We start from the raw sequence: 11,274 nt of genomic DNA, 5'->3' as shown, positions 1-11,274 counted from the left end.
AGTTCGCAGTCGGCTCCGTGGGAGCCGGTTGCGGGATGAGCACCTTTGGGTTCAAGGGTGGAATCGGTACGTCCTCCCGCCGTGTGGACCTCGATGGCCGGAGCTTTCACCTGGGCGTGCTCGTCCTGTCGAATTTCGGACGCGCCGGGGACCTTCGCCTGCCCGACGGCCGGGTCGTTTCGCCTTCGAGCATTCGCAGTGAGACGGTAACGGAGAAGGGTTCCATCATCATCATTGCCGCCACGGATATTCCGTTGAGCGATCGGCAAATCAAGCGCGTGATCCGCCGTTCCGGCGTCGGGCTGGCGCGGCTGGGCTCCTTCTGGGGGCACGGCAGCGGCGACATCGCACTCGGCTTCACCACCGCCAACATCCTGTCCCACGACGAGAAGGCGGCTCTCGTCCGCCTCCAGATTCTCAACGAGGACCGCATCGACCTCCTCTTCGAAGCCATGGCCGACGCAACGCAGGAGGCCGTGCTCGACGCACTCGTCGCCGCAGGCTCCATGACCGGCCGCTCGGGCCATCATCGCCCAGGCCTCATCGACACTCTGAAACCCCTCTCACCTGAAGCGTGAACACCATGACCGGCAGCACGACCTCCGACAACGATTTCGCCCTCGCGATCCATGGCGGGGCAGGCACGATCCTTCGCAGCACGATGACGCCCGAGCGAGAGGCCGCCTATCACGCGGGCCTGCGCCGCGCGCTGGACGCCGGCCGCGCCGTTCTCGCCGATGGCGGCGCCGCGCTCGATGCCGTGTCGGCCGCCGTCATGGCGCTCGAGGACGAGCCGCTCTTCAATGCCGGACGCGGGGCTGTCTATACTTCGGCCGGCAAGCAGGAGATGGATGCCGCAATCATGGATGGTCGCGACCGCTCGGCCGGTGCCGTCGCGGGCATCTGCGGCCCGCGTAACCCGATTCTCGCCGCCCGCGCCGTGATGGAGCACTCCGGCCACGTGATCCTCATCGGCGAAAGCGCCTTGGAGTTCTGCCGCAAGCAGGGCCTCGCCTTCGAGGAAGCGTCCTACTTCTACACCGAGCAGCGCTGGAACGCCCTGCAGGAAACACTCGCCATGCGCCAGAGCGGCGCGGAAGATCAGGACGAGTCGCGCAAGCACGGCACGGTCGGCGCGGTGGCGCGTGACCGCCACGGCAATCTCGCCGCTGCGACCTCGACCGGGGGAATGACCGCGAAGGCGCCGGGACGCGTCGGCGACAGCCCGGTGATCGGCGCAGGAACCTGGGCCGACAACGACACCTGCGCCATTTCGGCCACGGGTCACGGCGAGATCTTCATCCGCTATGCGGCGGCTCATGAGGTCGCTTCCCGCATGCGCTATGCGGGTCAGTCCCTGGAAGAGGCCTCACGTGCCGTGGTCATCGACATGCTGGCGCCGGCGGGCGGGTCAGGCGGCATCGTGGCGGTCGATCATGCGGGCAATGTCTCCCTGCCCTTCAACTGCTCCGGCATGTATCGCGGCATGGTCAAGGGCGACGGCAGGCTGCTGACGGCGATCTACGACGAGCCCCTCGTCGACTTCGGACGGATGTAAGGGCCACGTAGGCATCGATGCGACGGGTTTCATGGGGTTCCCTTGCTCTGGGAAGCCCCTATATCCCACCCGTCGCGCACCTGCCCTGGAGAGGAATGCCCCATGCCGCTCAATGAGAATCCCGTCTGGTTCATCACGGGCTGCTCCACCGGATTCGGGCGGGAACTCGCGCAGCTGGTTCTCGACCGGGGCTGGCGTGCCGTCGTGACCGCCCGCGATGCCGGACGGGTCCAGGACCTGACCCAGGGACACGAGGATAAGGCGCTCGCCCTGTCGCTCGACGTCACCCGCAATGCCGACATCGCCGCCGCCGTCAAAGCGGCCGAAGAGCGCTTCGGTGCCATCGATGTGCTCGTGAACAATGCCGGCTACGGCTATCAGGCATCCATCGAGGAAGGCGACGATGCGGAGATCCGCGCGCAGTTCGAGACGAACGTCTTCGGACTCGCGGCCATGACCCGTGCTGTGCTGCCCGGCATGCGCGCCCGCCGGCACGGGCATGTCGTCAACATCTCGTCCCAAGCGGGCTTCATCGGCTATCCGGGCTCCGGCTACTATGCCGCCACCAAGCATGCAGTGGAGGGCCTGTCGGATGCGCTTTCCAAGGAGGTCGCTCCGCTCGGCATCAAGGTGACCTGCGTCGAGCCCGGCCCGTTCCGCACCGATTGGGCGGGCCGTTCGCTTCAGCAGCGGCGCCCGACGATTGGCGATTACCAGGACACGGTCGGCGCCCGCCTCGAAACCACGGCGAACTACAGCGGCAAGCAGCCGGGCGATCCCGTCCGCGCTGCGCAGGCCATCATCAAGGCGGTAGGAGCGCAGGATCCACCTAAGCATCTTGTTCTGGGCGCCATCGCACTCGATGGCGTGCGGGAGAAGCTGAAAGAGACGCTCGCGGAGGTCGAGGCCTGGGCCGAGACGAGTCGTGGAGCCGATTATCCCGACGGCGAAGGCTAGAAACACATTTGCACGGGAGGCGGAGCGGCGGCTATCCTCGGACGATCACATCAGGCGAACCCTTCGTGGCCTGCCGCTCGCCCCAGCCCACCAGCAAAGGAGCCTCTCGACCATGAGCCTTGAATCCGTTCGCGCCTTCCTCGCCCAAAACGCACCGGATATCGAGATCATCGAGATGCAGACCAGCACCGCCACCGTGACCCAGGCGGCGGAAGCACATGGGGTTGGACCGGAAAGGATCGCCAAGACCCTGTCGTTGCGCGTCGGCGAAAAGAGCTTCCTGGTCGTCACCAGCGGCACCGCCCGCCTCGACAACCGCAAGGTCAAAGCGACCTTCGGCGGCAAGGCCTCGATGCTGGACGCGGAACAGGTCCAGGCGCTCACGGGACACCCTGTCGGCGGCGTCTGCCCTTTCGGATTGGCGACGCCGCTTCCGATCTATTGCGACATTTCCCTGAAAGCCTTCAACGAGGTGGTCCCGGCTGCCGGCTCGACCCATACGGCCGTGCGGATTCACCCAGACAGGATGGCCGAGCTCGTCGGCGCCGATTGGGTCGATGTCTGCCAGTCGGCCGTTGAAACAGGCGGTTCTCCGCTTATGGCCTAGATGATGTAAAAATCCTTGTCGGTCAGGGCGAGGCCAGATTTCAGCTTGATGAACACGATGGCTTTGGACTTGGACCCGGAGCCGTCCGCATCGTAGGACAGGTACCCGTTCTTCTTGTTGTAGATCAGGTAATCGTTCTTGTCCTGCGCCTTGCTGCCGATGGTGAAGAAGTCGGGTTTCAGCTTTCCGGCCTTGCCCAGCTTCCTGAAGATGCCGTTCTCCAGGCGGATCGTATCGTCCTTGACGTCGAAGTCTTTGATCGTGTCGACATTGGTTTTGGCGTTCAGCTTGTCCTTGAACGTGAAGGTGTCACGTCCCCAGCTCCCGGACAGGGTGTCGTTGCCTGGTCCGCCGTCGAGAGAATCGTTGCCGGCGTCCCCGTAAAGCCTGTCGTTGCCATCACCGCCCAGCAGGGTCTCAGCGTTCGCCCCGCCATAGAGCGTGTCGTCGCCGCCCTGCCCCAGCAGTCGGTTCCGTCCCGTCCCACCATAGAGGGCATCGCGGCCGGCGCCACCGTCGAGGGTGTCGTTTCCAACGTCCCCATAGACAGCGTCATTGCCTTCCCCACCGGAAAGAAAATCGTCGCCCATGCCCCCGTAGAGGACATCCTGCCCGTTCCCTCCGTAGAGGATGTCATTGCCGCCGTCGCCATAGAGCCAATCATCACCATCGCGGCCGTCGATGACGTTCGCGCCCGCATTCCCGAAGATCTCGTTCGAGAGCGCGTTCCCGGTCAGGCTGAGGTAGAAGTCGCCGCCACCGGCTTTCAAGACTTCGACATTGTCGCTCAGCTGGAACGAGGCATAGGCGATGACCGTGTCATAGCCCTGCCCGGCCTCTTCGACGACCACATCTTGGGAAGAATCGACAAAATAGAAATCGTCGCCGGCACCACCGCTCAGGGTATCGACACCTCCTTTGCCGTCGAGCCTGTCATCGCCCGACGTGCCGACAATGCGGTTCGAGAAATCGTTGCCGATCAGGGTCAGAGAACTCGCCCCCGCCACGGCCCTGAACTCTTCGGTCTCAGCATCACCCGCCATGGCGAAGTCGACGCTGGTCAGGATGATGTCATAGCCCCCGCCGACGGTTTCGAGGATCCGGTCGTCTCCGTTGTCGACGATGTAGGTATCGTCGCCGGCTCCGCCAGCCATCGTATCCGCGCCAGCTCCCCCATCGAGATAATCGTTTCCGGCTTGTCCATCGAGATAGTCGCCCTGGGACGAGCCGATGAGCCGATCACCCCCTTGCATGATCGAAGCCGCGGCCGCAGCACCACTTGCATGGAAGCTTTCCAGTCCGCCGCCATAGTCGAACGGAACCGAGCCGCTCGCGTAGATGAGCCATGTTTCACCGCCGCGCCGCACTTCCATCGCCGAGACCTGCCCCGAAATCCTGCCGACGACAGGACCTCTATAGACGATCTCGAAGATCGTATGATCGACGTTGACCTGGAACGTCGCCGTCTCCAGCCCGCCTTCCTGTCCATAGACAACGGAGCCTGCGATGGCGGTCAGGAAATCCTGCAGGCGAAGCCCAGGCCGCATGTTATCGGTGAAGGTCAGGACGGCCATCGCGGATTACCGGACAACTTTCAGGTATGTGTCGGGAAAATGGACCGACTCGAGAGCGGAACACGCCTCGCCGGCTCTCCATTTCAGAAGTGGCTAAAGCCGGACCAAGACGAAACACAATTTCGGAAAACGATCCCGCTATTTAATCCTAACCCTTCGTCAACGCAATGACTGAACGCTACTTTTCTCCGGCCTGGTCCACGCCAACCAGGGCAACCTTCGGGAACAGAACAGCCCCTATTATGAGACCGACGTTCCAGGACAGATAGCATGGGAGTGAACGCATTTTTCTGTGCGCCAATACTCTCCTACCTCCAAGTAACCGAAGAAGTAAGCTTGACATTTATTTTACCGGCTGATGCGATTTGCACTTACGGAATATCTTCGTATCGGGACAGTGGAGGGTGTGATGGGCCGCATCATGAAAGAGGACGACATTTTCATTTCCGGATTGTTCGACCTCATGAACCTGCGTTTCGGTCCCTCACAGGGGCCGGGAGAGGCTTTCGGCGGCGTCGAGGAGATGGGCGTCCTGCAGAAGGAGTTCCAGATCTTTCAGAGAGGGCGCTCCTTCCGGGATTGCGTCGCCGTCCTCAATCTCGGAGGCTTCTGGAACGCCCGGGCCCGCAACAGGTGGCTCAAACTCATCGGTGAGCTGGACCAATACGATTCCGATGAGCCCGGTGTGAACGGCAACGATCGCATCATGAACATGATGGTGGAGAACTTCGAATCCGGCCGCCCGCTTCCGGTCCTCTTCCAGGCTCACGATTCCCGCAGCGAGGAAGGGCGCCGAGTCGTCGTGAGGGATTCCAGAACGGGTTTCTTCTATATGGAGCAGCCCTACATCATCGTGTCGCTACCCATGCTTCCGAAAACGGCCCCTCGCATGGCCCGGCAATCGTCCAAAACCGCCCGAAAGGCTCCCGCCAAGTCGGCGAAGACGGCAAAGACCGCCAAGGCAGCACCCAAGACCCCGCGAAAGACCCCGCGGCGAAGGTAGCCTCCGAGTCGGATGACCAACCTATCCTCTGCTTCGCTCGACAAAGCCTATCGGCAGGTCGAGCGATACTACACGCAGAAGCTCCGACGCCATGGCCCGAGCCCCTTGGGTGTGGATTGGAGTTGCGTGCCAACACAGGCTCTCCGCTTTCGGAAGCTTCTCACGCTCTGTGATTTCAGAGGTCCCTTCGCGCTCAACGACCTCGGATGTGGATACGGAGCCCTTCTCGATTATCTGGGGCTCTATCACCCCCATACCCTTGTCGATTATTTCGGAATCGACCTGTCCCCGGCCATGATCCGCAGCGCAAGGGAGCGCTGGGCCGGGCAGAGGATCCAGTTTCACCAGGGGACGGAGAGTCCACGCCCGGCGGATTACGGCATCGCGAGCGGGATCTTCAACGTCATGCTCGATCAGCCCCTGCCGCTCTGGGAGCAGCTCATCGAGACGACGTTGGTGCATCTCCGAACCACCAGCCGGAAGGGTTTCGCCGTGAACTTCGTCCATTTGCCGGCATCCGGTCAGAAGGCACGTGCGGGGCTCTATTGCACCAGCCCAGACCGGTGGGCGACCTTCTGCGAACGTCATATGAGCTCCCGCATCCGCGTCATTGATGATTACGGGATGGGTGAGTTCACGTTGCTTGTCGAACCCCGCAGCCCCTGAGTAAGCTCGGGCGGCGGCCACCTCGGAAACGCTTCGTCTCAGGAACTCCCGATGAGCAACTTCTCCCGAGCGGCTTTCAGGCGAGGCTCCAGGATCGTCGCCCCGGTTAGTTGGATCAGCGCCTCCGCCTTCGCGAAAAGACGAAGGGCATCCTTTCGGCGATCCTTCTCGCGCCCGGCAACCATAGCTTCTCCGGCGACGATCAAGGCCCGGCATTCGGTCAGCCGGGCCGCCCGGTCGCGGGACAAACCGATCGTACGTTCGGCTGCTAGAAGAGCCTCGCCGTACTGGCCGGCCTGGGCTTGGCATTCGGCCAGGCCGGCCATCATGTCCGGTTCGTAGTCCAAGGCCGCCCTTGCGGAATGCATGAAATTCAGCCCCTCCTCGAACTCGTGGATGGCTCCTCGGGCGTCGCCGGCCAACCCTTTTGCCATCGCGACGCAGGCATAGGCGAAGACCTTCAGGTAAGGGGTGCCATGGCGCTCGGCCAACTGACTTACCCGCGTGGCGTGGCGCTGAGCGAGATCCGGATCGCCCGAGAGCCAGGCGAGGTCCACGTAACCGAGGTGGCTGATGAACTGAACAGTCGGATCGATCCGACCGTCTTCGATCGCGAGCATGTGGTCGAGCCATGCCCGTCCCTCGTCAATCCGGTTGAGATGGATCAGGATCCGCGCTCGCAGGCTGAGAGTCCAATGCTCGACGCTGTATCCCAGGAACCTGTTCTCGAAATCCTGCACATGTTGCAGCAGGGAAAGGGCGCGGTCGTTGGCCTCGAGGGCCTCCTTGAAGAGGCCCGCCCAGCCATAAGCTTGGCTCAGCGAGGCATAGAGGGTCGCCGCCCGGCTCTGGTCGGCCGCATTGTCCAGGATCGCCAGGGCATCGGTGACACGCGCGACGTAATGGTCCGCGGCGCCTCCACTCGCGCCGCTGATCCTGGCCTCCACGAACAGAAGCAAGGGAACCATCGTGTCATCGGTTTCCCTTGCGACAGCCAGGGCCTCCTGGATGTAAGGAGCGGCATCCTTGGCCCCCATCCCCTCCCGCCATCCGAGCCATGCGATCTGGGCGCTCGAGAGAATGAGCAGGGCATTGTCCCGCACGGATAGGCTTTGCGCATGGACGAGCCGGCGCACGACCTGCCATTGCCGGATCGCCTGGGCCGGGTGCATCGACCCGATCCACTCGGCCGCCTTGCGGGCATACTCAGCCGCGTTCGACAGCATGCCCGCCGCCTCGTAGTGGAAGCTGATGAGGCCCGCCACCTCGTCCTGGCGGTCAGCGTAGTAATCCGCCAAGGCAGGAGCCACGTAGGCATGAAGCCTGCTCCGGCGGGACTTCAGCTGGCTTGAATAGGCCACTTCCTGAATGAGCGGGTGGCGGAAGGAATAGTAGCGCCCATCGTGTCTGTCCTGATCCTGCAGCAACTCGACCGCACATAGCCGGAGAAGCGCCGGCGTGATCTCAGCGGCCAGTTCCTGCGCGCTTACGGCTTCCAGGACGGCAAAGGGCACTTCCTTTCCGATGACGGACGCCATCTGCAGGATCGTTCGGTCGAACGGAGAAAGCCTGTCGATGCGCTCGCCAATGACGGCCTGAAGCGTGACGGGGAGCGGATTGTCCCCGATCTCGCCCCCCAGGCGGTAATCCCCGGGCTTACCCATCAGCACCTCGCTTTCGATCAGCGAGTGGATGATCTCTTCGGCGAAGAACGGGTTGCCGCCCGACCGCTCGGCGATACGGTTCCGGATTTCGTCCAAGTCTGCATGGGACCCAACGACGGAGGATATGAACTGGTCGATCTGCGAGCGGTCGAGATCTTTCAACTCAAGGAGATGAATGCCGTCCCGTTGCATCCATGACGCCTGATAGGAAGGCCTGTAATTGACGACCATCAGGGCATGGGACCCGACGATTGCATCGCAAAGGATCTCCAGGAAGCTTTCACTGGCTTCGTCCAGCCAATGGAGGTCTTCCAGGATTATGACGCACGGTTGCGAAGCCCGGCTGCGCACAAGCCATGAGATGATGTCAAGGAGCGCCGCATGACGGATCTTCGGGGTCACGGCCTGCACCGGGGCGCCTTCCGCAATGCCCAGAAAATCGCACAGAATTGGCAGCGCGTCCTCGGGAGGCGAACCGAGCTTTTCCAGGCGATCCGTGACGAGCCTGCGGGCCATGGCGGGTTCGTCGCTCGAAGAAACGCCGAGCAGCTGCCTCACGACTTCGAGGATGGTCTGGATGGGTGCAGCATTGCCGTAGGGTTGCGCTCTGACCTCGATTACCGGGATCCCATCTTTCCGGCAGCGTCGGGAGAACTCATAGCAAAGCCGCGACTTTCCGCTTCCGGCCGCCCCACAGATCCCCACGATGCGGCTCTCGCCCCGCAAAGCGGCCTGAAGGGATGCTTCCAGCTCCGCCATCTCGCGCTCGCGGGCTTGGAACAGCGTGAGATTGGGGTCCTTGAAGAGCGTCTCGGATGACGAGGGCTGAAAGCCCAAGAGCTCATAGACGCTTATGTCGTCCGGCAAGCCACGAAGAGAGCGGCGCCCAACGGGTTTGGCCGAACAGAACCGGTCCACGAGATGGTAGCAATCCTCGCTGAGATAGATCGTCCCCGGCTCCGCCAGGGATTGCACTCGGCTGGCGATATGAATCGCGACCCCGTACGCTTCCCGTTCATTGACCGGCCAGGAGAATCTCGTCTCGGATACGATCAGGCCTGAATGCAGGCCGAGCCGCACTGCCTTCGCCCCGAGCGCGCCCTTGATCTCGGCCTGGATGGCAAGGGCCGCCTGGCACGCCAGCAGGGCATGCCCCTCCTGAACATGCGGCGCGCCGAAAAGCGCCATGATACCATCGCCCAGGCTGTGGATGAGCGTGCCGCCGAAGCGTTCCGCTTCGCGCCGCATGAGCATGACGGCTGGCGCCAGACGCCGCATCGCCTGTTCGGGATCGAGCTTGGAAACCAGCTCCGTGGAGGCGACGATGTCCGCGAACAGGATCGTGACCGGCTTGAACTCCTCGGTGCCGGCCGATTCCGTCGCATGGATCCCCGGCAGGGGCTCGTCCGAAACGAGAGGCGATCCACACTGGCTGCAGAACCGCGCATTGGCCGGAGCAGGTTGTGCACAGCGTGGACAATTCATCGCCAGCCCTCTGTCCCGCACAGCCTCACAATCGCAAAGTCACGCCATTAAACGAGATAACCTGGAGACATTGCAAGCCGTGCGTGAGTTATCACCGGGAACTTGACGATACGCCTGAATAGAACGGCCGAACCTCGCGTCAGATATTGTTTCATAATATCAAGATGATCATTCAATCCGGACCATGACGCGGTGAACTAGGCTCTATGCAGGCTTCGAGATCCTTGCCACCACAATATGAAACTTAGTTCCTTATATCTTGGACTGAGTATCCCGTGCCGTGGCCGTGGACTTTGCCCTGCTCCCGCGAGCGGGCCCGAAAAGCGTAGCCGTCTATTACCCGCGTCTTGCATCCGCCAAATTCTCCACCCACATTAGCAGGGCCTAGGGGTCCGGGCCCCTCTGGCGGGCGGGTTGCCGCTCGCGATGTCGGACACCTCATCTTGCTCATGCGCCGACGAGCGCTCCCGCATTTGGAGGATCCATTTTGGACTACGTGGTTTTTCGCTCCCGACCGACGGCCCCGCGTGGCGGGGGCTTGCTGTCCATTCTGCTGAGGCTCGTCGCCTTGGCGGCGGCCGGCATCGCCATGCTGGCAATCGTGGTGGTCGGCCTTTTCGTCGTGCTCCCTGTCCTGTTCGTCGGCGGCGCGGCCCTGTATTTCTACCTCCGCCGCCGTGTGCGCCGAGCGCAATCCCGCCCGCAGGATGGCATCATCGACGCGGAATATACGATCGTCGAGCGTCGCGAGCCGTGATCTGCGGCTGCGACGGCCGTTCGTTGCAACCTATAATGCAATCTTAAGGGCATGGGTCGAGACTGACCGGACCGGCGGGCTTCACGATGAGCCTGCCCGGGTCGGACCCTTCCCATGATGCCTCCCACCGAAGCGAAAGACCGACATGTCGCCAACCGACAGGGGGCGGCCTTCGCCTTCGGCGATATGGTGCTGGTCGTCATCGCGATGGGCGTCATCAAGCAGGCCGGAGCGACGTTCCCGGCCATTCAGCTGGTCTTCTTTCGCGCTATCGTCGGGCTTCTTCTCATCGCGCCGCTCATCTGGCGCTACCGGTCCGATGTGTTTAGCTCCCGGCAGGTGAAGGGCCATATCGGGCGGGTGCTTTGCAGCACCATGGCGCTGAGCTGCAACTACGCCGCCACGACCGCCCTGCCCTTGACCCTGGTCACCGTGATCGGATTCACCCGCCCCTTCGTCATCCTTGGTCTTGCCGCCATGCTGTTGGGCGAGCGCATTCTCAGGCGGCACTGGATCTCGTCCGCGATCTGCTTCGCGAGCGTGCTGTTCATCGTGAAGCCGGGTTCGATGAGCTGGGACTGGGGTCTTCTGGCAGCCCTGGGAATGGTTCTGTTCGGCTCCTTCAGCGTCATCCAGACCCGGCGCCTGACCGGAGAGCCTGCCGTCGTCCTGATGGTGTTCTACACCATCGGCCTCGCGGTCCTCACGGCCGTCCCGGCCGCTTTCGTATGGGTCTCCCCCGGCCTGAGCGATCTGCCCACGTTCCTTATCATCGGCGCACTGGCTCAGGTCGGCCAGTTCTGCTTCCTGCGATCCCATCAGCTGGCTGAAGCGAGCATCCTGGCTCCGCTCAGCTATGTGGTGATCGTATTCTCGTCGATCGCCGACTACCTCTATTTCGGCATAGTCCCGACCCTGTCCCTCGTCGCGGGAAGCTTGGTGATCGTCATGGCAGCTTTCATGGGAACCAAGGTCACCGGATTGCGGCGCTAAGCCTCTTACT

General features: G+C 62.6%; 10 protein-coding genes. 8 read left to right on the top strand and 2 right to left on the bottom strand.

Annotation, left to right across the window (positions count from 1 at the left end):
• The 4 genes from OC446_RS22430 to OC446_RS22415 all read left to right on the top strand — a co-directional run.
• On the top strand, nucleotides 1-578 hold a 578-nt coding region (locus OC446_RS22430), incomplete at its 5' end, for a P1 family peptidase (protein ID WP_262031237.1).
• A gap of 5 nt (nucleotides 579-583) precedes the next feature.
• On the top strand, nucleotides 584-1,558 hold the full coding sequence (locus OC446_RS22425; protein ID WP_262031236.1) for an isoaspartyl peptidase/L-asparaginase family protein: 975 nt from the start codon (nucleotides 584-586) through the stop codon (nucleotides 1,556-1,558).
• Nucleotides 1,559-1,660: 102 nt separating this feature from the next.
• Nucleotides 1,661-2,515 (top strand): oxidoreductase, encoded by an 855-nt coding sequence (locus OC446_RS22420; protein ID WP_262031235.1) that lies wholly within the window; start codon nucleotides 1,661-1,663, stop codon nucleotides 2,513-2,515.
• 112 nt (nucleotides 2,516-2,627) lie between these two features.
• Nucleotides 2,628-3,122 carry a YbaK/EbsC family protein gene (locus OC446_RS22415; RefSeq protein ID WP_262031234.1) on the top strand — a complete coding sequence of 165 codons (495 nt, stop codon included), beginning with the start codon at nucleotides 2,628-2,630 and terminating at the stop codon, nucleotides 3,120-3,122.
• On the opposite strand, the gene OC446_RS22410 is transcribed toward OC446_RS22415, so the two are convergent.
• Entirely contained in the window at nucleotides 3,119-4,696 is a 1,578-nt protein-coding gene (locus OC446_RS22410; protein ID WP_262031233.1) for a calcium-binding protein, read from the bottom strand. The genes OC446_RS22415 and OC446_RS22410 overlap by 4 nt on opposite strands.
• 409 nt (nucleotides 4,697-5,105) lie before the next feature.
• Here OC446_RS22410 and OC446_RS22405 point away from each other — a divergent pair, with 409 nt between their 5' ends.
• The gene (locus OC446_RS22405; RefSeq protein WP_262031232.1) at nucleotides 5,106-5,699 is read left to right on the top strand and encodes a hypothetical protein; all 594 of its coding nucleotides are present in this window, start codon (nucleotides 5,106-5,108) and stop codon (nucleotides 5,697-5,699) included.
• A 12-nt stretch (nucleotides 5,700-5,711) separates the two neighbouring features.
• Nucleotides 5,712-6,365, top strand: coding sequence for a class I SAM-dependent methyltransferase (locus tag OC446_RS22400; protein WP_262031231.1), 654 nt, complete (start codon nucleotides 5,712-5,714; stop codon nucleotides 6,363-6,365).
• 38 nt (nucleotides 6,366-6,403) lie between these two features.
• Here the strand turns inward: OC446_RS22400 and OC446_RS22395 are convergent, their stop codons facing one another.
• Complete coding sequence (locus OC446_RS22395; protein WP_262031230.1) at nucleotides 6,404-9,514, bottom strand: ATP-binding protein; 3,111 nt, start codon at nucleotides 9,512-9,514, stop codon at nucleotides 6,404-6,406.
• Nucleotides 9,515-10,052: 538 nt separating this feature from the next.
• Between OC446_RS22395 and OC446_RS22390 the strand changes: the two genes are divergently transcribed.
• Both OC446_RS22390 and OC446_RS22385 read left to right on the top strand, forming a co-directional pair.
• Nucleotides 10,053-10,271, top strand: a complete 219-nt coding sequence (locus OC446_RS22390) for a hypothetical protein (protein ID WP_262031229.1) — start codon at nucleotides 10,053-10,055, stop codon at nucleotides 10,269-10,271.
• A 114-nt stretch (nucleotides 10,272-10,385) separates the two neighbouring features.
• Nucleotides 10,386-11,264 (top strand): DMT family transporter, encoded by an 879-nt coding sequence (locus OC446_RS22385; RefSeq protein WP_262031228.1) that lies wholly within the window; start codon nucleotides 10,386-10,388, stop codon nucleotides 11,262-11,264.
• The last annotated feature ends 10 nt before the right edge of the window (nucleotides 11,265-11,274 follow it).

It is taken from the genome of Microvirga sp. Mcv34, assembly GCF_024519725.1.
Classification (GTDB): domain Bacteria; phylum Pseudomonadota; class Alphaproteobacteria; order Rhizobiales; family Beijerinckiaceae; genus Microvirga.
This window is presented reverse-complemented; position numbering and strand designations above follow the sequence as displayed.

Coding starts and splice junctions, on each gene's coding strand:
- OC446_RS22410 (WP_262031233.1), bottom strand. CDS start 4,696: ATGGCCGTCCTGACCTTCACCGATAACATGCGGCCTGGGCTTCGCCTG.
- OC446_RS22425 (WP_262031236.1), top strand. CDS start 584: ATGACCGGCAGCACGACCTCCGACAACGATTTCGCCCTCGCGATCCAT.
- OC446_RS22415 (WP_262031234.1), top strand. CDS start 2,628: ATGAGCCTTGAATCCGTTCGCGCCTTCCTCGCCCAAAACGCACCGGAT.
- OC446_RS22405 (WP_262031232.1), top strand. CDS start 5,106: ATGGGCCGCATCATGAAAGAGGACGACATTTTCATTTCCGGATTGTTC.
- OC446_RS22400 (WP_262031231.1), top strand. CDS start 5,712: ATGACCAACCTATCCTCTGCTTCGCTCGACAAAGCCTATCGGCAGGTC.
- OC446_RS22420 (WP_262031235.1), top strand. CDS start 1,661: ATGCCGCTCAATGAGAATCCCGTCTGGTTCATCACGGGCTGCTCCACC.
- OC446_RS22395 (WP_262031230.1), bottom strand. CDS start 9,514: ATGAATTGTCCACGCTGTGCACAACCTGCTCCGGCCAATGCGCGGTTC.
- OC446_RS22385 (WP_262031228.1), top strand. CDS start 10,386: ATGATGCCTCCCACCGAAGCGAAAGACCGACATGTCGCCAACCGACAG.